Source organism: Bifidobacterium samirii (genome assembly GCF_003952945.1).
Classification (GTDB): Bacteria; Actinomycetota; Actinomycetes; order Actinomycetales; family Bifidobacteriaceae; genus Bifidobacterium; species Bifidobacterium samirii.
In genome coordinates, this window is sequence record NZ_QXGK01000019.1 from 26324 (window position 1) to 47817 (window position 21494).

Annotated in this window: 16 protein-coding genes; 4 read left to right on the forward strand and 12 right to left on the reverse strand. The window is 65.6% G+C overall.

Going from position 1 to position 21494, the window contains the following annotated elements:
- Nucleotides 1–151: 151 nt before the first annotated feature.
- Nucleotides 152–1537, forward strand: a complete 1386-nt coding sequence (locus D2E24_RS08365; protein WP_125968887.1) for an MATE family efflux transporter — start codon at nucleotides 152–154, stop codon at nucleotides 1535–1537.
- Nucleotides 1538–2120: 583 nt separating this feature from the next.
- On the opposite strand, the gene D2E24_RS08370 is transcribed toward D2E24_RS08365, so the two are convergent.
- The 3 genes from D2E24_RS08370 to ftsY all read right to left on the reverse strand — a co-directional run bounded on the left by D2E24_RS08370 (nucleotide 2121) and on the right by ftsY (nucleotide 5209).
- Nucleotides 2121–2459: a P-II family nitrogen regulator gene (locus tag D2E24_RS08370; protein ID WP_125968888.1), complete on the reverse strand. Its 339-nt coding sequence runs from the start codon at nucleotides 2457–2459 to the stop codon at nucleotides 2121–2123.
- Nucleotides 2459–3742, reverse strand: coding sequence for an ammonium transporter (locus D2E24_RS08375; RefSeq protein ID WP_125968889.1), 1284 nt, complete (start codon nucleotides 3740–3742; stop codon nucleotides 2459–2461). The genes D2E24_RS08370 and D2E24_RS08375 overlap by 1 nt, the downstream gene beginning before the upstream one ends.
- Nucleotides 3743–3967: 225 nt before the next feature.
- Nucleotides 3968–5209 carry a signal recognition particle-docking protein FtsY gene (gene ftsY / locus D2E24_RS08380; RefSeq protein WP_125968890.1) on the reverse strand — a complete coding sequence of 414 codons (1242 nt, stop codon included), beginning with the start codon at nucleotides 5207–5209 and terminating at the stop codon, nucleotides 3968–3970.
- Nucleotides 5210–5341: 132 nt separating this feature from the next.
- Between ftsY and D2E24_RS08385 the strand changes: the two genes are divergently transcribed.
- Together D2E24_RS08385 and D2E24_RS08390 are read left to right on the forward strand one after the other, a co-directional pair.
- Complete coding sequence (locus tag D2E24_RS08385; protein WP_206430954.1) at nucleotides 5342–6064, forward strand: TetR/AcrR family transcriptional regulator; 723 nt, start codon at nucleotides 5342–5344, stop codon at nucleotides 6062–6064.
- Nucleotides 6065–6239: 175 nt separating this feature from the next.
- Complete coding sequence (locus tag D2E24_RS08390) at nucleotides 6240–7277, forward strand: glycosyltransferase family 2 protein (protein ID WP_125968892.1); 1038 nt, start codon at nucleotides 6240–6242, stop codon at nucleotides 7275–7277.
- Between the two features lie 310 nt (nucleotides 7278–7587).
- Here the strand turns inward: D2E24_RS08390 and D2E24_RS08395 are convergent, their stop codons facing one another.
- On the reverse strand, nucleotides 7588–9183 hold the full coding sequence (locus D2E24_RS08395) for a C69 family dipeptidase (RefSeq protein WP_125968893.1): 1596 nt from the start codon (nucleotides 9181–9183) through the stop codon (nucleotides 7588–7590).
- 356 nt (nucleotides 9184–9539) lie between these two features.
- On the opposite strand from D2E24_RS08395, the gene D2E24_RS08400 reads away from it, so the two are divergent.
- Nucleotides 9540–9791: a mycoredoxin gene (locus D2E24_RS08400; RefSeq protein WP_125968894.1), complete on the forward strand. Its 252-nt coding sequence runs from the start codon at nucleotides 9540–9542 to the stop codon at nucleotides 9789–9791.
- 636 nt (nucleotides 9792–10427) lie between these two features.
- Here the strand turns inward: D2E24_RS08400 and ilvC are convergent.
- The 8 genes from ilvC to D2E24_RS08440 form a co-directional block, all read right to left on the reverse strand.
- On the reverse strand, nucleotides 10428–11480 hold the full coding sequence (gene ilvC, locus D2E24_RS08405) for a ketol-acid reductoisomerase (RefSeq protein WP_125968895.1): 1053 nt from the start codon (nucleotides 11478–11480) through the stop codon (nucleotides 10428–10430).
- A 286-nt stretch (nucleotides 11481–11766) separates the two neighbouring features.
- Nucleotides 11767–13131 (reverse strand): MFS transporter, encoded by a 1365-nt coding sequence (locus tag D2E24_RS08410; protein WP_125968896.1) that lies wholly within the window; start codon nucleotides 13129–13131, stop codon nucleotides 11767–11769.
- A gap of 498 nt (nucleotides 13132–13629) precedes the next feature.
- Nucleotides 13630–15324, reverse strand: a complete 1695-nt coding sequence (locus D2E24_RS08415) for an MFS transporter (protein ID WP_125968897.1) — start codon at nucleotides 15322–15324, stop codon at nucleotides 13630–13632.
- A gap of 229 nt (nucleotides 15325–15553) precedes the next feature.
- A complete protein-coding gene (locus D2E24_RS08420) occupies nucleotides 15554–16645 on the reverse strand; it encodes a LacI family DNA-binding transcriptional regulator (RefSeq protein WP_125968898.1) in 1092 nt (363 codons plus the stop codon).
- A 170-nt stretch (nucleotides 16646–16815) separates the two neighbouring features.
- Nucleotides 16816–17946, reverse strand: a complete 1131-nt coding sequence (locus tag D2E24_RS08425) for a glycoside hydrolase family 172 protein (RefSeq protein WP_125968899.1) — start codon at nucleotides 17944–17946, stop codon at nucleotides 16816–16818.
- A gap of 146 nt (nucleotides 17947–18092) precedes the next feature.
- Nucleotides 18093–18953 (reverse strand): carbohydrate ABC transporter permease, encoded by an 861-nt coding sequence (locus D2E24_RS08430; RefSeq protein ID WP_125968900.1) that lies wholly within the window; start codon nucleotides 18951–18953, stop codon nucleotides 18093–18095.
- Nucleotides 18953–19831: a carbohydrate ABC transporter permease gene (locus D2E24_RS08435; RefSeq protein WP_125968901.1), complete on the reverse strand. Its 879-nt coding sequence runs from the start codon at nucleotides 19829–19831 to the stop codon at nucleotides 18953–18955. Before D2E24_RS08435 ends, D2E24_RS08430 begins: the two co-directional genes overlap by 1 nt.
- 100 nt (nucleotides 19832–19931) lie before the next feature.
- Entirely contained in the window at nucleotides 19932–21152 is a 1221-nt protein-coding gene (locus D2E24_RS08440; RefSeq protein ID WP_241222931.1) for an ABC transporter substrate-binding protein, read from the reverse strand.
- Between the last annotated feature and the right edge of the window lie 342 nt (nucleotides 21153–21494).

A 21494-nucleotide genomic window follows, 5' to 3' on the forward strand; every position in this document is an offset into this window, starting at 1 on the left:
CCGGGCGGACCGCCGCCCCGACCCCTGAGCGGGCCCACGTCATCCGACGAGGGCCCGCTCTCGCATATGCGGACACGACTGCTGGTGCGCCCATCCCCCGCATCAGCCCCAGCCGCACCGTCTGCACCCGCCTGCCGGTAGCGTAGGACGGGTGACTTCAACCAACCAGCATCCCGGCGATCGCCGGCACGACGCGACCGCCGCCCCGGCCACAGCCGCCCCCGCCGTCAACCGGCGCATCCTCGCGCTCGCCATACCCACGTTCGGCCAGCTCATCGCCGAACCCGCGTTCATCCTCATCGACACGGCCATCGTCGGGCATGTCGGCGACGCGGCGCTCGCCGGCCTGTCGGTCGGCTCGACGATCGTGCTGACCACGGTGGGCCTGTGCGTGTTCCTCGCGTACGGCACCACGTCGCAGGTCGCGCGGCTGATCGGCGCCGGCCGCCGCCGCGAGGGATTGGAGGCGGGCATCGACGGCCTGTGGCTGGCGTTGGGCATCGGCCTGGTCGTGTCGGCGGCGCTGTTCGCCGGCGCGGAGCCGTTGTGCCGGGCGATGGGCGCCCGCGGCGACGTGCTGGCGAACGCGGTCGCCTATCTGCGTGCGATCGTGTTCGGACTGCCGGGCATGCTGCTCGTGTATGCGGCGAACGGCATCTTCCGCGGATTGCAGAAGGTGCGGGTCACGCTGGTGGCGGCCGTGTTCGGCGCGGCCGTCAACACGGTGCTCGACCTGCTGTTCGTGTTCGGGTTCGGCTGGGGCGTGGCCGGGTCGGGCGCGGCGACGCTGGTCGCACAGTGGGCGATGGGCGTGTTCCTCGTCGTGCCCGCGCTGCTGTGGTCGGCGGCCGACGGCGCGTCGTGGCGGCCGCGGCCGCGCGGCATCCTGCGTTCGGCCGGCGACGGGATGCCGTTGTTCGTGCGCACGCTCGCGTTGCGCGCGTCGATGGTCGGCACGGTCGTGCTCGCCACGCATATGGGCGTGACGGTGCTGGCCGGCTATCAGGCGGTCAATTCGGGGTGGAATCTCGCCATCAACATGCTTGATGCGATCGGCATCGCCGGGCAGACGCTCGTCGCCGCCGAATTGGGTGCGGGCCGGCGCGACGCGGCGCGCATGATGACGCGCACCGCGTCGCGTGCCGGCCTGTTCGGCGGCGTCGCGATCGGCGTGATGATGGCCGTCGTCGGCTCGCTGGCCGCTCCCCTGTTCAGCCCGTCGCCGGACGTGCAGCGGCTGATCGTCGTCGGCATGGTGACGCTCGCCGTGTTCCTGCCGCTCGGCGGCTGGATGTGGGCGTTGGACGGCATCCTGATCGGCGCCGGCGACTACCGGTATCTGGCGTTCGGCTGCGCCGTCACGACCGCCGTCTACCTGCCGGCGCTGATGCTCATCGACCGCCTTGACGGCACGCTGATCGTCTCCGATACGGCCCGCACCGCGGTCCTGTGGATCGCGATCAACGTCCTGTTCGTCGGCATCCGCGCCCTGTTCGACGGCCTGCGCGCCCGCTCCGACCGCTGGATGCGCGTCTGACCCGGATTCTGGCCCTTCCGCCGCTCCACCCGCGTGACCTCGCTCCGAGGAACCTAACGAGACTCGGACTGCGCTCACGCCAATCATTCCGGTTGTGTGACCTCGCTCCGAGGAACCCGGTGATTCTCGGACTCCGGTCACGCGGCTCCGATGCTCACAGGCAGTGCGCCATGCACAGCAGCGGGTAGAAACACTCATACACCGCATGCCCTCGGAGAGACGGCTGTTATCACCCTTCCGCCGCTAATCCCCAGAATCGTTGCAACGTCAATGTTTTCCCGAACTGATTTACACGAATCCTAGGGTATAAAAGTCAGAATCTACACGAATCCTAGGGTAAGGATTGTCGAAATATACACGAATCCTAGGGTATGAATTACCCCAATCACCACGAATCCCAAGGCGACCGCCGCCGGATCGGCCGCCGTCCCCGGTTTCGGCATCATCCGCAGCCGCATCCCGTGAGGAGCGGCATGCCGGCCGATCCGGATCATGCGGATATGGCAATCCCCGCACCACGGGAATGCGATGCGGGGATACCACAGTCAGCGACCGGTCAAACCGTCCGGTCCGACCGCCGGAATCAGATCGCGGCGGAACCGGTTTCGCCGGTACGCACGCGGGTCACCGAATCAAGCGGCATGACCCACACCTTGCCGTCGCCGATCGTGCCGGAGCCGGCCGACTTGACGATCACGGACACGAGCGTGTCCGCGTCCGCGTCGTCGGACAGCACCTCGATGCGCACCTTGGGAATCAGATCCACGGTGTACGACGCGCCGCGGTACACCTCGGTGTGGCCGCGCTGACGGCCGTAGCCGTTCGCCTCGGACACGGTCAGGCCGTGCACGCCGGCCGCGGCGAGCGCCTCCTTGACGTCGTCGAGCTTGTGGGGCTGGATGATGGCGGTGATGAGCTTCATCACTTGACCTCCTTGAGGATGGAGCTGGCGGCCGTCGCGAAATCGTATGCGCGTTCGCCCTGGTCGGCCAGGTCGACGCCGCCGATCTCCTGGGCTTCGCTGACGCGCCAGCCGATGGTCTTTTCGAGCGCGAACGCGATGATCGCGGTCACGACGCCGGAGTAGAGGATCGCGACGAGCGCGATGATGGCCTGGACGGCCAGCTGGCGCCAGTCGCCGCCGGCGAGCAGTCCGACGCCCTCGCCGAAGAATCCGACCAGGAGCGTGCCGATCAGGCCGCCCACGCCGTGCACGCCGACCACGTCGAGCGAATCGTCGTAGCCGAAGCGGAACTTGAGTCCGCACGCCAGGCAGGTGACGATGCCGGCGATCGCGCCGATGACCATCGCCCACAGCGGGGAGACGACGTCGGCGGCGGGCGTGATGGCCACGAGGCCGGCGACCATGCCGGACGCGGCGCCGATGGCCGTGTAGTGGCCGGAGCGGATCCTCTCGGTGAAGCCCCAGGCGAGCATCGCGGCCGCGGCGGCGACGCTGGTGCTCACCCACGTGTAGCCGGCGGTGCCGTTCGCGCCGAACGCGGAGCCGGCGTTGAAGCCGAACCAGCCGAACCACAGGAGGAACGCGCCGAGCATCACGAACGGCACGTTGTGCGGGCGGAACGGCTGCGTGCCGAAGCCCTTGCGCCGGCCGATGATGAGCACGATCACGAGCGCCGCCATGGCCGCGTTGATGTGCACGACGGTGCCGCCGGCGAAGTCGTGCGCGGCGGCGCCCAGCGCCTGCGAGATCGCGCCGTCGGCCGACAGCAGGCCGCCGTTCCACACCATGTGCGCCATCGGACCGTAGTCGAACGTGACCCACAGGGCCACGAAGATCATCCACGTCGAATATTTGATGCGTTCGGCGAGCGCACCGCAGATCAAGCCGACGGTGATCATCGCGAACGTGGCCTGGAAGGCGACGTCGATGCTGCCCGGATAGCCGCCGGTCGTGTCGGCGGCGGTGTATACTCCGTTGTGGGCGACCATCGAATCCTTGAGCAGGAATCCGGTGGCGGGGTCGCCGAAGATGCCGCCGATCGAATGGCCGGCGTACGCGACCGACCAGCCCCACAGGACCCAGATGATCGCGGTGACGGCGATCGCGCCGGCCTCCAGCATGAGCATGTTGAGCACGGCCTTGGCGCGGACCATGCCGCCGTAGAAGAACGCCACGCCGGGCGTCATGAGGAATACGAGGGCCGCTGATGTGAGCATCCATGCGGCGTTTCCGGTATCCATACCTGCCTCCCTCTGTTCGGTATGTGCGTGCGCCGCGGCCCGACGGTCGGGCGGGCGGCGCGGTTGACGGGGTTCCGCGGCGGCGGCCCCTCCGATTCGTCATGGAACGCCCGTCGCGTGTTCATCAGGTTACGTGAGGTTACGCGATTGTAAACCGGCGCGCGGTCCGGTGCGCGGTCCGGTACGGCCGGCCGCGGCACCGGGCGGCGCGGGCCGGCCGCGACCTCACGCGAGGATGCCGTCGACGAACCCTTCCGGGTCGAACGGGGCCAGATCGTCGGGGCCTTCGCCCAGTCCCACCAGCTTGACGGGCACGCCCAGCGCCTGCTGCACGGAGATGACGATGCCGCCCTTGGCGGACCCGTCGAGCTTGGAGAGCACCACGCCGGTGATGCCGATCGCCTCGGCGAACACCTTCGCCTGGGTCATGCCGTTCTGGCCGGTGGTCGCGTCGAGCACGAGCAGCACCTCGTCGACCGGCAGGTTCTTCTCGGTGACGCGGCGGATCTTGCCCAGCTCGTCCATCAGGTTCGCCTTGTTCTGCAGACGGCCCGCCGTGTCGATGATGAGCACGTCGCTGCCGGCCTCCTTGGCCTTGGCGCTCGCCTCGAACGCGACGGACGCCGGGTCGGCGCCGTCCTTGTCGCTGCGCACGACCGGCACGTCGACCTTCGCGCCCCACGTCTCCAGCTGGTCGGCGGCGGCCGCGCGGAACGTGTCGGCCGCGCCGAGCATGACGCTGCGGCCGTCGGCGACGAACAGGCGCGCCAGCTTGCCGGCCGTCGTGGTCTTGCCGGTGCCGTTGACACCGACCATGATGATGACCGACGGACGGTTCGCACCGTCCCTGTCGGCGTTGAGACGACGGTCCGTGTCGCGTCCGACCAGGTCGAGCAGGCGTTCGCGCAGGGCGGCGCGCACCTGCTCCGGGTCGGATTCGCCGGTGACGCGCGCGTCGCGTCGCAGCTCGTCGACGAGCCGTTCGCTCGCTTCGGCACCCACGTCGGCCAGCAGCAGCGTGTCCTCGACGTCCTCCCAGTCGGCTTCGGTCAGCTTGTCCTTGGCGAGGATGTCGAACAGGGCACGGCCGAACGGGTTGGCGCTGCGGGCAAGCTTCGCCTTGAGCCGTTGGATGCGCGACGTCGCCGATTCCGGCGTCTCCTTACGCGGCGCGGACGCGGCGGGTTCGGCAGTCGAAGTCGGCTCGACGGCCGACTCCACGGCCGCGGTCGACTCATCCGATGATGCGACGACAGCCGACGCCGGTGACGACACGGCGGCATCGGCCGGCTCGGCCGGCTTGACGGCGGACGCGCCGGCGGACGGCGATCCGTCCGACTGCGGCAGGGATTCCGACGACGCCGATGCGGCGGCATCGGAGCGATGCTTCATCACGCCCCAGACGATCAGGGCGACGGCAACGACCGCAATGACGGCCACGATGCCAATGATCACGATTGGTTCCATGCCCTCCACCCTATGAACCGCAACGGACAGTAGCCATCGACGCCCGCGAGCGCCGCCGACGCGACGGCGGACGGGTTCGCGGCCGGCCGGAAGCCACCCACTACACTGGGACGCATGGCCAATACTTCACGCATGACATCGCTCCAACGCCGCGAACAGCTCATCCAGGTCGGGCGCGCCCTGTTCGCCGCCAAGGGGTTCGAGGCGGTCAGCGTCGAGGAGATCGCCTCCACCGCCAAGGTCAGCAAGCCGATCGTCTACGAGCATTTCGGCGGCAAGGAGGGCCTGTACGCGGTCATCGTCGACCGGGAGATGCAGGCGCTGACCGGCGCGCTCACCGCCACGCTCGCCGATCCGGGCGTCCATCCGCGTCAGATCGTCGAACGCACCGCGCTCGCGCTGCTCACCTACATCGAACAGAATGCGGACGGCTTCCAGGTGCTCGTACGCGACTCGCCCAGCACCGACCCGGCCGGCTCGTTCAACTCGCTGCTGGGCGACATCAGCATGCGCGTCGAGGACCTGCTCACCGCCTCGTTCAAACGGCAGAAACTGTCCGTCAAGGGCGTGCCGTACTACGCGCAGATGCTCGTCGGCATGACCGTGTTCACCGGCCAGTACTGGGCCGACCGTCCCAAGGTCAGCAAGGAGCAGCTCGCCGCCTATATCGTCGACCTCGCCTGGCACGGCCTGTCCCGCCTTGACTCCAAGCCGACGCTGCGGTTCGAGAGCCGCAAGGCGCGCGCCGTCGCCGCCAAAACCGTCGGCCACAACGATGCCGATGACGATGCCGGCGACACCACCGCGGACGCACCCCTACCGACCCCGTCGGAAAGCACCACCGACCATTCGTGAACGCACGCGTGCAGAACGTGCCGTTCCCCCTACCCGACGTGCGCCCGCAGTGCTAGGTTTGAACTGGACGCCGCGGCGGAACGCACACGGCGACGGAGAATCAGGAACGAGTCATACGCATAGGGCGCCCCGCACGCGACGCGACACGGCACCCGCGGAAGGCAACGAGGAGAACATGAACCAGACCACGGCCACAACACTGACGTTCGTCGTGCCCGCATACAACATGGAAACGTATCTGGAACGCTGCATCTCGTCGCTGATGAGCGCCAAGGACACCAGCGACATCGAAGTCCTCATCGTCGACGACGGATCCTCCGACTCCACCCCGGCGCTCGCCGACGAGTACGAACGCCGCTGGAAGGGCCGCGTGCGCGCGATCCACCAGCCGAACAAGGGGCACGGCGGCGCGGTCAACACCGGCATCGCCAACGCGCGCGGCCTGTACGTGAAGGTCGTGGACGCGGACGATTGGATCGACCCGCAGGCCATCAACATAATGATGGACACGCTGCGCGCCCAGGCCGCGTCCGACGAGCCCGTCGACATGGTCGTCAGCAACTACGTGTACGACAAGGTCGGCAAGCGTCGCAAGCACGTCGTCAACTTCCGCCGCGCGATGAAACCGGGCGTGGTGCTCACCTGGGATGATCTGGGCCGCTTCGGCCTGGCCGAATACATCCTCATGCACGCGCTGACGTTCCGCACCGACGTGGTGCGCCGTTCCGGCATGCAACTGCCCGAGCACACGTTCTACGTCGATTTCATCTACGCGTACCAGCCGTTCACGCAGGTACGCACGATGATGTACCTCGACATGCCGTTCTACCACTATTTCATCGGCCGCGAAGGCCAGAGCGTGCAGACCGACGTGATGATCCGCCGCGTCGACCAGCTGATCCACGTCAACCGCTGCATGCTCGACGCGACACCGGAACCCGACACCGTGCCCGCCGGCCTGTACCGCTACATGATCCACTTCCTCACCATCGAAAGCTGCGTCACATCCGTGTTCCTGATCCTGTCGCGCGACAAGACGAACTACGAGAAGAAGCGCCGCCTGTGGGCGGATATCGCCGCGCATTCCGAGACGATCGGCCGCGACGTGCGCCGGCAGATCATGTCGCGCGCGATCAACCTGCCCGGTTCGGCCGGCCGTTGCATCGTCCGATGGGGCTACCGTATCGCCGAACGCGTCGTCGGCTTCAACTAGGCCGCTACCGACCGGTCGGGTTTCGGCCGGACCGAAGGATCCCTGCCGAAACCCGACCACGGAGCGGGGCATCCATGTGTTTCACTCACACGGATACCCCGCTCCGATATGTTCAGTGGGGTTTCAGCGTGAGCCGCTCTCTCGGCCACCCCGCTTACACGCCTTCAGCGGGGTAATCATGAGAGCTACTCATACAGGCGCCACGCTCGCACTACCTCAGCGGGGCATCCATGAGAGCAACCCGCACATCGACCCCATTCAGCATCCCTCAGCGGGGTAATCATGAGACCGAATCCGACACCTGCCCCGCTCACACCCAGCGGTCGGACATCGCGAACGAGTTGTGCATCAGGTTGCTCGATGTGTACAGCACGTCGTTGAGCAGCTTCGTCGTATGCTCGCGCAGATAGTCGGCCATTTCGTCGTTCGCCCGCTCCAGTACGCACGACGTCGGCTCGCCGGCCGCGCGAGCGGTAGCGCGATCGGCCGCGGCCCCGTCACGGCAGGCCACGCCATCACCGCAGCCGTCCAGCAGCGCATCGGTCCGCTCCACCAGCCGATGCCCGAACGCGCGCACGCCCTCCGCGTATCCTTCGACCGCGTTGTTCGTCTCGAACCAGTGCGCGTCGGCGATCACCGCAATCAGACGGTTCGTCCAATACAGGTTGTCGGTCGACACGATCGGCGTCGTGTCACGCAGGTAGGCGGGCGTGCCGTCCACGTTCGCGTAGAACGGCGCGACCGCGGTGAACGGCCCCGACCCGAACGACGTCCACATCACCGCACGATGGTCCGCCGCCGCATACGGCCGCAACTGGATCGCGACCATGTGGCCGGTCCGGTTCACGCCGATCGGACGGTAACGATGCCGCGATTCGGGCGTGCCGAGCGTGCCATACGGGTCGTACGGCGTGCCCTCGAAATGCGACGACATCAGAAAATCCACGTCCTCGATCGTCACCTTCGCCTCAGGCACGCGGCACCACGGGATGTCGTCCGACGACGGCGTGTAGCGGGCCGCCGGCGAATCCCAATCCTCGCTCGGGTTGAGATGCCGCTGCATGTACCATGCGCGCGGCGTGTTGTAGATGTGATCCTTCGACGTGCTCGTACCGAACGCGAGCCGCGGGTTGAAGCGGGTCGACACCGCCGCGCCGGCCGTCACCGCCGCCCCCGCGCCCACCGTCCGGTCGAGATGATGCCGCGCCATGAACTCGGGCAGGTCGGCGCTGCACAGGTGCTCGCGGCGCTCGCCGAACGCGTCGGCCAGATCGAACGAGTCAATGCCCAGCTGGTTGGGGATGGTCGCGTAGCAGTCGTCGGGCACGCGGCGGGCAATCCAATGATGCCCGCCGATCGTCTCCACGTACCAGATTTCGTCCACGTCCGAGATGATGACGCCGTTCGACTCGTACGTGCCGTATGTTTCCAGCAGTTCGCCGAGCCGTGCGACGCCTTCGCGCGCGGTCGTCACGTATGGCAGGACGAGCGTGATGATGTCCTCCTCGCCGATGCCGCCCGGCTGTTCGGGACGATGGTCCGGGTCGCCCGGTTCGCCGACCGCCGGCTGCAGTTCGACGAGCGGGTCGGCGGCGAGCACGCGCTCGTTGACGGCGATCGTTTCGGTGGCGCTCATCGCCACGTTGTGTTCGTTGGCGCCGGCTTCGGCGAGCACGCCGCGGTTGGGCAGCACGTTGGGTGCGATCGTGTACCGGCATGGGTTGTCCGGCAGGTCGATTTCGACGTGGCTGAGCACGCTGCGGTAGTGTCGCGGCTGGTCTGCGGGCGCGATGGCGACGAGCCGTTTGGGATCGTAGCGGCCCGATCCGGAGTCGTCGTCGCGGGCGATGATGGTCGAGCCGTCGTAGCTGGCGTTCCTGCCGATGAGAATCGTGGTGCATGACATGATGCCTTACCGTAGTCGCGGGCGGGACGAATCGTATCTCCAGCATCGGCGCGACAGTAGGGAGGCGCCGATGCGGCAGCTCCAGCGGACTCGGATGGGTGCCGACACCGGCATGCCCTGGACGGTGCCCCATGTAGGTGCGGGCGAAACCACGTCGGAAACCCTATCGCCTGGATTCTCCGCTTCTGCCGCCGCCGGGAGATGACAACGTGCCGACGGCATCGAATCGTGGCCGGAGTCACGGGCGGCCTACGCCCTGAGCGTGTCGCCGGGCGTGGCGCGGCGGCGGCGTGAGACAGTGGAACGGACATTATGGTGACGTTGCCGCCCGTGTGGCGGCCGAGGAAAGGAGCCTTATGGCAGTGGACGTGTATGGTGCCGACTGGTGCGGCGACTGCCGCCGTGCGAAGGATGCGCTGAACCGCTTCGGTGCGGAGTACGTGTGGCATGATCTGGAGAGCGAGGAGGGCGCCGCGGAGAAGGCCGTGGAGATCAGCGGCCAGAAGCACATCCCGGTGCTGCTGTACTCCGATGGCGCGTTCCAGGTGGAGCCGTCAGCGACGGACATCCAACGCAAGCTTAAGGAGCTGGGGCTGCTCGGCGAGTGAGTCCGGGAGGGAGTGGAAAAGACGGTTTCCCATGCAATTCCCAGACAACACGCACGGTTTGCCCAACATGGGGCGGTTAACTGTGTATCAGGTCGCAAGACCGATATAACTTAACCTTCTTCTCTCTTCCTTCTCTTCTCTCTCAAAGCCCGGACTCCCCGGGCTTTTCTTTTGCCTCCGGGAGGACTCCCCAAGCCCTGCACCGAACCGATACGCGATTCCCATGGTTTTCCCAGCTGGCGCCCATCGCGTGTTGAACATCATGCGGTTATATGGGAATCACGGTCGAAAGGCCGATAACTGAACCCTTCTTCTTCTCTTCCTTTCTTCTCCTTTGAGCCCGGCCCCACGGCCGGGCTTTTCTCTTACCCGGGCACCGACGCATCGGCACATCGACCACGCTGCGACACGCCCGGAGTGGTCGTACGGAACAGTCGATACCGGCCGACACGCCGTCGGAATCGAGCCTATATGCGCTTGTGTATGACCACTCCGGGCGTGTTCCCCACCCTAGGCTTCCCCGAATGCCCAAACCCGGCCGGACCGGGCCCCACCTATGACGAAAGGCCGTCGTCCCGCAGGGGACGACGGCCTCACATCAGACATCCGACCGGCTCAGGCCCGGTCGGAACCGGATCACTGCACCTGGGTGCGGGCGATCTTGCCGTTGAAGGACTCGGCCTCGTCGGCATCGGCGGCCGGGCCGTTGTTCCAGGAGAACATGCCGCGCAGCTTCGGGCCCACGGTCTCGAGGTGCGGGTGGCTGTACTCCTCCTGCAGCTCCTTGAAGTGCGGGGCGCCGGCGGCCTGGTCGTCCATGAACTCCTTGGCGAAGGAGCCGTCCTGGATGCGCTTGAGCTGGTACTTCATGCGCTCCTTGGTCTCCTCGTTGATCACCTTGCAGGTGTAGTCGCCGTACTGGGCGGTGTCGGAGCAGGACCAGCGGGCCTTGTTCAGGCCGCCCTCGTTGGCCAGGTCGACCAGCATCTTCAGCTCGTGGAACACCTCGAAGTAGGCGATCTCCGGCTGGTAGCCGGCTTCGGTCAGCACGTCGAAGCCCATGTCGCACAGGTGGTTGATGCCGCCCATGAGGACGTTCTGCTCGCCGAACAGATCGGTCTCGGTCTCCTCGGTGAACGTGGTCTTGATGGCGCCGGCGCGCAGCGCGCCCAGAGCCTTGGCGTAGGCGAGGCACAGCGGCCAGGTGTTGCCGTCCGGATCCTGCTCGACGGCCACGACGACCGGCACGCCACGACCGGCGGCGTACTCGCGGCGGACGATGTGGCCCGGGCCCTTCGGGGCGACCATGAACACCGGATGATCCTCGGACGGCTTGATGTAGCCGTAGTGGATGTTGAAGCCGTGGGCGAAGGCCAGGGCGGCGCCCGGCTTGAGGTTCGGGGCGACCTCCTCGTTGTAGACCTTGGCCTGGTACTGGTCCGGCAGCAGGATCATCACGACGTCGGCTTCGGCGACGGCTTCGGCGACCGGCTTGACCTCAAGGCCCTGCTCCTTGGCGAATTCCACCGACTTGGAGGTCGGGCGCAGGCCGACGACGACGTCCACGCCGGAGTCGCGCAGGTTCAGCGCGTGCGCGTGGCCCTGCGAGCCGTAGCCCAGGATGGCGACCTTCTTGCCGTTGAACACGGCGAGGTCGGCGTCGTTCTCGTACCAGATCGTTGCTGCCATGATTGGCGCTCCTTCATGTTTTCCGCCGGATGGTCCGGCCGCCGGATCACCGGCTGTGTCGTTCGATGTCGAGCGCATGCACACTACCTGCGTCCGGCAATCCCGTTGATTGCGGACGGCTCCGACGCGGCGGATCATGTCCCCCGTGGAGAAGTCATCCCCTTCTGCGAAGCAGTTCTAGTCCTGCTTCTCCGGACACGGTCTCCCGTGTCCACATGGTGAATCCTCGATCATGATGCGAGGATGATGGGCGGGGCGTCCGTGGGGAACGGCCCGCCCGGCGGCCTCACTTGGTGAAGTCGACGTCCTTGGTCTCGCGGCAGGTGACCACGGCCACAAGGCAGCACACGGCCATCACGCCGAGGTAGAGGCCCACGGAGTGCACGCCCCAGTTGCTCGACAGCCAGGTGGCGATGGTCGGCACGAACGCGGCGCCGACGATTGCGGCGAGGTTGTAGCCGATGCCGGAGCCGGAGTAGCGCACGTTCGCGTCGAACAGTTCGGGCAGGAACGCGCCGATCGGGCCGAACGCGGTGCCCATGAGCGCGAAGCCGACGCACAGGAACACCATGTTGGCGAGGAAGTTGCGCTGGCCCACGATCTGGCCGTTGAGCAGGAACGGGAACAGCGCGGCGAACACGACGAGCAGGCACGACGAGGTGATGATCACGCGCTTGCGGCCCCACTTGTCGGCGTTGACGCACGAGATGACGATGAACGCGGCGAACACGCACACGGCGAGCATCAGCATGAGCAGATACTCCTGATTGGTGAAGCCGAGGTCGCCGCCGCCCTGTTCGGCGGTCTTGGTGCCCCAGGCGAGCGACCAGGTGGCGAGCGTGTAGAACAGCGTGTAGGTGACGGCGACGAGGAACGTGGCCTGCAGGACTTCCTTCCAGCTCTTGCGGAACACTTCGACGAGCGGCGCCTTGACGACCTTCTTCTGCTCCTGGGCCATGCGGAAGATCGGCGTCTCCTCCATGTGGACTCGCACGACGAGGCCGACGATGACGAGCACGGCGCTCAGCAGGAACGGCACGCGCCAACCCCAGGCGAGCATGGCCGCGTCGTCGTTGAACGTCTCCAGCAGGAAGTACGTGCCGTTGGACAGGAAGAAGCCGATCGGCGCGCCCAGTTCGGGGAACGAGCCGTAGAGCGCGCGCTTGCCTTCCGGCGCGTTCTCGGTGGCGACGAGCGCCGCGCCCGACCATTCGCCGCCCAGGCCGATGCCCTGCGCGAACCGGCACAGGCACAGCAGTGCGACGGCGGCCAGTCCCCACGTGTCGTAGGTGGGCAGGCATCCGATGAGGAACGTGGCGACGCCCATCGTCATCAGGGAGACGACGAGCGTGGCCTTGCGGCCCATACGGTCGCCGAAATGGCCGAAGATCAGCGAGCCGACCGGGCGGGCGATGAACGCGACGGCGAACGTCAGCAGGCTCATGAGCAGTGCGACGGTCGGATTGGTGGTGTCGGAGAAGAACAGGTGCGGGAAGTAGTTCGCCGCGGCGGTGCCGTACGCGTAGAAGTCGTAGAATTCGATGGCGGTGCCGACCATGGACGCGGCGATCACGGTCTTGACCGAGTCGCGGACCAGCTCCTGCGCCTTGCCGGCAGCGCTCGTGCCGGCGGTGGTGTTGACGGATGTCATGGGGTTTCTCTCTCGTATTACGGATGCCGACGGTCATGCCGACCGGCCGTCCTTGCCTGTGTTGCTGTTATGCGCTGATTCCGAGACCCGATTCCGTCGCGTCGGCCTTGTGGGTGCGCAACGAAAAAGCCCCGCCGTCAAGGCAGGGCCACGAAGAAATCGCCATCCCTGCCTTCGCCGGCGGGGAGGGCTTGCAATACCGAATCAGACCGCCGACGAAGACGGGATGATAATTCGTGCGGACATCGCGACGGCGTCGACGCGGGACGCGCCGGCGACACGGCTGACTGCAGAGTATCCGGTCATCGTGGCAAGCCTCCTTCCGATATCGAAACGTACGCACCGGGCCATATCGCCCGACTGAGCCCACACCATAGGAGCGGCAGGACGGCACATCCAGCGAGTGTTCACTATGTGAACGCATTCCACGAGGACATGCCGACCGGCCGCTCCCCCGATCCCAGCCAGACCAGCCAGCCAGACCAGCCAGACCAGCCGTCAGTCGTGCAACGCCAGCGTCGGGCCGACCGCCGCCAGCGCCGCCACGCACGCGGCGACCGGCAGCGCCGTGAACCCGGCCACGACCGCCACGGCCGCGCCGACCACCGCGGCAAGCGCCGGCGCAACCACGTTGGCGATGTCGTACACGCCCAGATCATGACCCGCATTGCGCGGATCCGGCAGCGACTCCATCACCAGCGTCTGCGCGAACACGTCATACACACCAAGAGCCAGGCCGGACACGAACGCGAACACGACCATCGACCACACCGCCGGAACCAGCCACGGCAGCAGCGCCACCGCCGCATACGCGACCATCGCCGGCACGGCACCGCGACGCGCATCCTCCACACGGTCCGCCAGACGGCCGGCGATCGCGGCCGCCAAAGCCGAACCGACGAGCGTGGCCACCGCCATCATCGCCATCACGCCCGCCGTGGACGTCACCGCGGAAACCGACGCGACGACATCGCCCGACGTCCCCGCATCGCAGCGCGACGGGTCGACGATGCCATGGCGCACGATCATCCACAGGAACACCGTCATGAATCCCACGCCGGTCATCATCGCCAGACGCGCCCAGAACGCCAGAACGAACCGCGGCGCATCCTTGGGTGCGCGGAACTGCGCCGAAAACGCCTCGCCAGTGAACCGCAGAGCCGGATCGTACCGGCTTGAACGCTCGCGCGGCAGCACCAGCACCACCGTCGCAGCGCACACCACGAACATCACCGCGCACACGCGGAACGCCAGGCCACCATCCGTATCGACCACCAGTCCGGCCGCGGCGAGCACCACACCCAACGCCTGGCCGAGCATCAGGCCCACGCCACGCCAACGCATACTGCGCTCGCGGAACTTGTCGGGCAGGCGTTCGGCGAACGCGGCGGCGAGCGGAGTGGCGATCATGGCGTAGCCGAACTGCATGACGATCCAGAAGAGCGCGATACCGGCCGTGGCACCCATCGCGCCGAGGATGAGCGTGTCGAGCGCGCAGATGATGCCGCCGGCGATGATCCACGGCGTACGTCGGCCGATGGTGGTGCGGGTGCCGTCGGACCAGATGGAGACAAGCGCGTTGGCGAACAGTGCGCCCACGCAGCCGAGGGTCACGACGATGGCGAGCGGCATCGCCGAAGAGACGCCGACAAGTGTCGATGCAGACGCCGACGATGTCGCCGACGCGCCGACCGCGCGGGTCACGTCATTGTCGGCGGCGCAACGCTGCGCCCAGTCGCCGGCGTTGCCTGCGACGCGGTCGATGAGGACTGGCAGCAGCAGCATGTTGAGCATGATCCACGGGATGGTGCGCAGCAGTGCGGCGAGCGCGAACCCCCAAGTGAGGCGGCGCACCTGGCCAGTGTCGGGGCGGGTGCCGTCGGCGGCGGTCATCGGGTCGCGCATGTCGAGGAATGCGGATGCCATGTCGGGGATGGCGGTGTCGACGGCTGCGGCGGCGGCGGCCGGCGAACCGGATGCGGACAGTTTCGCGGACTGGGTGGATGCTTGGGCGGCGGCGCGTTCGGGGGCGCGGCGGCGCAGCGGCACGGCGAGGCGCGCGACGGCTGCCTTGTCTTCGGGGCTGAGCGCCTTCTCATAGTCGGGCCGGTCGTCGATGCCGGGGCGCACGAAGTATTGGCCGGGCAGCGGCGGCGGGGTGGGGGTCGGTTCGTTGGGCTTCTCTTCTGTCATCTCGTTTCTTCCTGACGTGGTTCGCTGACGTTGATGGCCGGCGTGCGGCCGCACAGGCCGCCGTCGGGACGTCGGATACGACGAATCGCCCGTACGCGCATGCTTCGGCGCGTACGGGCGATTCGTGTAGTCGCGTTCAGAATACGACGACGTCGGGATTGTCCCGGTGCCGTCGTTGGCACCCGTCGATGGGGTGCCTTCGGAGCGCGGGGCGGAGGCTGAGCTGGTGTCACGCCACCGGCGTCGGCCGGGTAGTCTCGCCGGCGATGAATCGTACCGGGATGAGGTCCATCGCCTCGGCCACGTCACGAGGCGAGGCGGTATCCGCGTCGGTGGTGATGACGCCTGCCTGTGTCGCGTCGAGTTTGCCGTCGGACGCCTCATAGGATTGCATGAGTCGTTCGACGAGTTTCTCGGCGAGCGCCGTGAAGTCCTGCCGGACGCTGGTCAGGCGCATGCCGGCCATGTCGGCGGCGATGGTGCCGTCGTAGGAGACGAGTTGGATGTCGTCGGGGACGTGTCTGCCGCGCCGGAGCGCATCCTGAAGACAGTAGGAGATGATGTAGTCGGAGCCGACGATGGCGTCGGCGTCGGGGTACCGGTCGAGTACGGACAGGGCGACGTCGCGTTGATGGTTCAGCCGGGAGACCTCGCCAGCTTCGATATAGTCGTAGGCGACGCCGGCGTCGTTGAGCAGTCCTTCGAGTGCGGCGTGGAAGCGAACGGTGGGGAATGTGGTGCCCATGCCGCCGCCGTAGTCGATGAACTGTTCGAGTGGACCGCCGAGGGATACGACGTGGGTGGCACCGGTGGCGATGAGATGTTCGGCTATGATGCGGCCGCCTTCGTCGTGGTCGGAGCTGACGGAGGGGATGCCGGCGCCAAGGTAGCGGTCGAAGGCGACGATGGGCCGGCCGATGGATGTCCAGTAGTCGGGGGAATGGTCGGTGTGGGCGGCCATGATGATGCCGTCCATCATGCGGCGTCGCAGCATGTTGATGTATTCGGTTTCGCCGTTGTCGCCGTCTGCGGTGGAGCACACCATGATGCGGATGCCGCGTTCCGACAGGGCGCGGTGGAGTGCGGCGAGCATGGATGCGAAGAACGGGTGGATGATGGTGGGCACGATGACGCCGGCGAGACCGGTACGCCCGTGGTAGAGGTTGCGGGCGAGCTCGTTGGGGATGTAGTTGAGTTCCTTCATCGCGTTTTCGACGCGTCCTCGCATGTCGTCGGACACGTATCCGGTGCTGTTCACCACTAGGGATACGGTGCTCAGCGAGACACCGGCCTTCTTGGCCACGTCACGCATGCCTGCCACGATCAGCCTCCTTCCTGGGCGCATGGTCGCGCCACTCCCGTACGCCGTCGTCTGCCCTTGACTGTCGGCGTTCCACAAATCCTCAGGTGCCAGTCTAATAGGTTATTCGGGGCGACGGGCGACGGCCTTGTCGTGCCGCGGGCCCGCCGCCCCTACTGTCATACGATAGCTCAGCGCGGCCAGCGTTCGCTTGCCGGCGGCAGCGCGGGGAAGGGCGTGTGGCCGGCGGTCTGGTACCAGTAGGCGACGGTGGTCACATCGTCGCGGCGTTCGAACAGGCCGCGGTGGCCGACGCCGATCTGCTGGAGGGTGACTTTCAGGTCGTGGTGGAACGTGATCGGGTCGGGGATGTGCCAGCGGTAGAAGCCGCGTTGCGGGGGCACGTCGTCGTTGTGGTAGTCGTTGTGGATGAGCGTGTCGTGGCGCGAGTAGTACGGGTAGCCCAGGTAGGGGGTGCAGTAGGTCTGTTCGACGGTGCGGCCGTGTTCCTGACGGGCGAAGCTCCAGGACCCGCCGAAGTAGTCCTCGGTGCCGGTGCCGCAGATGGTCGGGTACTCCTCGTCACCGTCGATGTAGAACTTCATCTCGCCTTCACCCCACCAGTAGCGTTCCAGCGTGGAGAGCGCCAGGTAGGTGCCCACGTAGTGGCCGCGGCCGTGCACGCCGTCGAGGACGACGTAGTCGTGGCCGAGATCGGTGATCGGCTGTCGACGCCATTGCGCGTGGAAGTACGTCAGTTCGCCTGATTCGGCGGCTTGCGCGACGGCTTCGTCTTCGATGCGGTAGTCGATCTGGTAGAAGAGCGCCGGAATGGGGTTGGCGTGCTGGTTTTCGATGGTGATGCGTGCGTGGCGGGCGAATGGCATATGCCAGTAGCAGTTGAAGCCGCGGTTCGGCACGACGGCGACGGGGGCGGAGTTCACGATGCAGGCGCGTGCGAATCCGCAGCAGAAGAAGTCGCCCAGCGGCGCCTCGACGCTGGGCGTCGTTTCGTCATCCCAGTACATGCGCAGGACGAGGTCGCGCAGCACGAAGCAGTCGGCATCCGTGGTCTTCTCGTCGACGGTGAACCAGATATGGGTGATGGCTCCGGGACCGTCGATGTCGGCGAGAGTGACGGTGGCGCCGGCGGGGATGTCGTTGAGGCAGGGGGATCCCTTGCGTGACGGTCCGAGCGCGCTGGAGGCCTTCCCGCCGGCGCCTTTGGCCCCTGTGGGGTTTTCGGCGGTGATGGCGCGGCTGACGTAGTGCCGGACGCGGGCGAGGGAGTCGAGGGATGTGCCGGGAAGCAGGTCATGCATAGCGGGGCCTTTCGAATCAGTACTATGGTGTCGGGTCGCGGGTATGGAAATGCCCGTCGTGTGCGGCAGTACACGACGGGCTTATTCGGGGCGTCCGCAGGCGGGCAAAGGGGGTAAATCCCGCCCACGGCTACGCCGATGTTCGCCTATCCCTTCACCGCGCCGGAGGTGACTCCGGCGACGATGTAACGCTGCAGGAACAGGTAGAGGATGAGGATCGGCAGCATGGCGAGCAGCAGCGCCGCCATGATCAGACCAATGTCGTTGGAGTAGGTGCCGTAGAAGATCTGCGTCGCGATCGGGATCGTGTACAGTTCTCGCTCGCCGAGCACCAAGGACGGCAGCAGGTAGTCGTTCCAGAAGGCCATCGCGTCGATGATGGTGATGGTCGCGATCGTCGGCTTGAGCAGCGGGAACACGATGGTCCAGAACGTGCGCCAGGTGGTGCAGCCGTCGATGCCGGCCGCCTCCTCGAGTTCGACGGGCACGTTGGTCTTGATCGCACCGTGGAACATGAACGCCGCCAGCGAGACGGAGAAGCCCACGTGCATCAGGATCAGGGTCAGTCGGTGGTTGAGCACGCCGAACATGCCGCCGTAGACGGAGACCAGCGGAACCATGAGGACCTGGAACGGGATGACCATGGAGGCCACCATGGCGGCGAAGAAGATCGAGCAGGCCTTCCAGCGCGGGTTGCGCACGATCACGTACGCGGCCATCGCGGAGACGAGCACGGTCAGCACCGTCGCGGACAGCGTGATGATGGCGGAGTTTCCGAACACGGTCCAGAAATTCATCTTCTCCATGGCTTCCGGGAAGTTATCCAGTGTGAAGCCTCGCTTGCCGATCAACGCAAGGGGAGCGGTGTTGATGTCGGCCTTCTCCTTGAAGACGTTGATCAGCACCAGCAGGAAGGGGAAGACGAACGCGATTAGGGCGATGGTCAATACCACCAGCACGATGGCATGGATGATCTTGGTCTTGGTGCTCTTCTGTCCGGTTTCCATTATGCTGCCACCTCGCCCTTCTTGCCGACGTACACCTGCAGCACGCCGATGACGGCGCAGATGACGAAGAGGATCAGGGCCTCAGCCTGGCCCACACCGTAGTTCTTGTAGACGAATGCCTGGTTGTAGACGTGCATCGCGGCGAGCACCGACTGGTTGAACGGCTCGCCCTTGGTCAGGGAGAGGTTCAGGTCGTAGACCATGAAGCAACGGGTCGTGCTCAGGAAGATGCACTGGACGAACGACGAGCGCATCAGCGGGATGATGACGTGCCACATCGCCTTGGTGGAGTTGCAGCCGTCGATCATGGCGGCTTCCTTGAGGCTCTGGTCGACGCTCATGAAGCCGGCCACGTAGATCAGCATCATGTAGCCCGCGTACTGCCAGACCGACACGAGGATGAGGGCGAACATCGCGCCGCTCGGGCTGCCGAGCAGGGAGTCGGGCTTGGAACCGGTAATCAGGTCACCGATGGAGACAAACGCGCGGTTGAAGACAAACTTCCAGACATAGCCGAGCACGATGCCGCCGATCAGGTTCGGGATGAAGAAACCGGCACGGAAGAAGTTCTGGCCTTTGATACCGCTGGTCACCGCGTAGGCGAGCAGGAAGGCGACAACATTGACGAGCACGACAGAGATGGCGGAATAGACGACGGTCCGTCCCAACGCAGCCCAATATGCGGTGTCAGTGAATGCCTGCTGATAGTTGAGGAACCCGACGAACGGCTTGTTGCTGGCAACGCCGTCCCAGCTGGTGAAGGTCAGGTAGATGCCATAGATGAACGGCAGCACGACAACGGCGCAGAAGAGGATTCCGGCCGGTCCGGCGAACATCAGGAACTGCCCTAGCTTGTATGAAAACTTGTTCTGTTTCATAACAATTCCATTCATGTCCGGTGGTCGAAGGCATCGCTACAGTGCGATGCCTTCGACCTAGGTTGGCGATGATTATGGGTTATTTTCGGGATGGATTAAATCAGGCAGTGGTGCCCGAAAGCGTCGCGGTCTTCCAGTAGGCCTGAATGTTCGTGGCGAGAGCGTCGCGGTCTTCCTGATCGGCGAGGTACTTCTGCAGCTCAGCACCGAGGACGGAGTAGTGATCGTCAGGCAGATGGCTGTAGTTCGGAATCAGATTGCCTTCATCAGCGTACTTCTTGACCGACTTGCTCAGCGGGTCCTGGACCTCAAGGGTGTTGGTCTTGAACGGGGAGACCAGCGAGCAGTCGTTGACGATGAAGGACTGGCCCTCCTCGTCGTTGGCGAGCCAGTTCAGGAAGTCCTTGGCGGCTTCGCGCTGGGCATCGGTGGTCTGGTCGGAGGAGTCGATGAACATGAACTTAGAACCGCCGCCGACGAGCTTCTCGTTGGAGCCGTCGTCCATGTTCTGCGGGACCGGCATGATGCCCATGTTCTCGGAGTAGTCGTACTGGTTGAGCACGGACCAATCCCAGTTGCCGCCGAACATGAAGGCGATTTCACCCTCGGCCAGCTTCTGCTCGGTCACTTCACGCTCGGCGGAGACAGCGGAGGACTTGGCGTAGTTGTTGTCCTTGAGGACGTCGAAAGTGTCCATCAGAGAGTTCCACTTCTCGTTGTCCTGCAGATTAGCAGTGCCGGACAGCAGGGTGTCGACGAAGGCGTCGACGTCGGACTGCTCCTCATAGACCTGCGGCAGATAGTGGCCTGCGAGAGACCAGTCTTCCTTGAGGACGCCGACCGGGGATTCCATGCCGCCGTCCTTGAGCTCCTTGATGATGCTCTTGAGATCATCGGTGGTCTTGATGGTGGAGGGATCAAAGTCCTTGCCTGTGACCTTCTTGATGGCATCGGCGTTGTAAATCAGGCCACGGGCCTCGACCGTGGTCGGGAAGCCATACACCTTGCCGTCCACAGACAGTGCATAATCAGTGTCCTTAACCCAATCCTCATCGGACAGGTCGACGGCGTGCTCCTTGGCAAGGGAATAGATATCCTTGTCGTCCACCATGGAGATGGTGTACGGCTGCTTGGAAGCGTACTTGGTGGCGAGATGGGCGGCAACGGTGTCGTTGGAGTAGTAGACCTTGACGGTGACTCCCTTTTCCTTGGAGTACTGCTCGGCCATGTCCTCCATCTGGTCCTCGATTTCGACCTTGGAGTTGAAGAGGGTAATGGTGGTCGCATTGCTATTCGCGCTACTGCCACAGGCACCCAGCATGCCGAGGGACAGGACGGCGGCGGTAGCGGCGGCACCGAGCTTCATCCACGAATGTGCCATTGTCTTTCCTTTCCTTACCACTGTTCGCGGCAACCCTGCTCGCGAAAGGTGTTTTTTCAGGCAGAGATCCGACGGTTCTGAACCCCCGTCGAATCACTACCCATCCTCCCGAATCGAACCGGTTCGAGAAGAACTGCGTCCAGTATAACGCTCTCAAACCGGTTCGTCAAACCATTGACGCCACGGCGTGTCGAACCGGTTTGACACGCCACCCTCCCATGCCCCGCCGCATACGGGCCGCCGTGCCGTATGCTGTATCGCGCGACATACGACAAGGAGGTT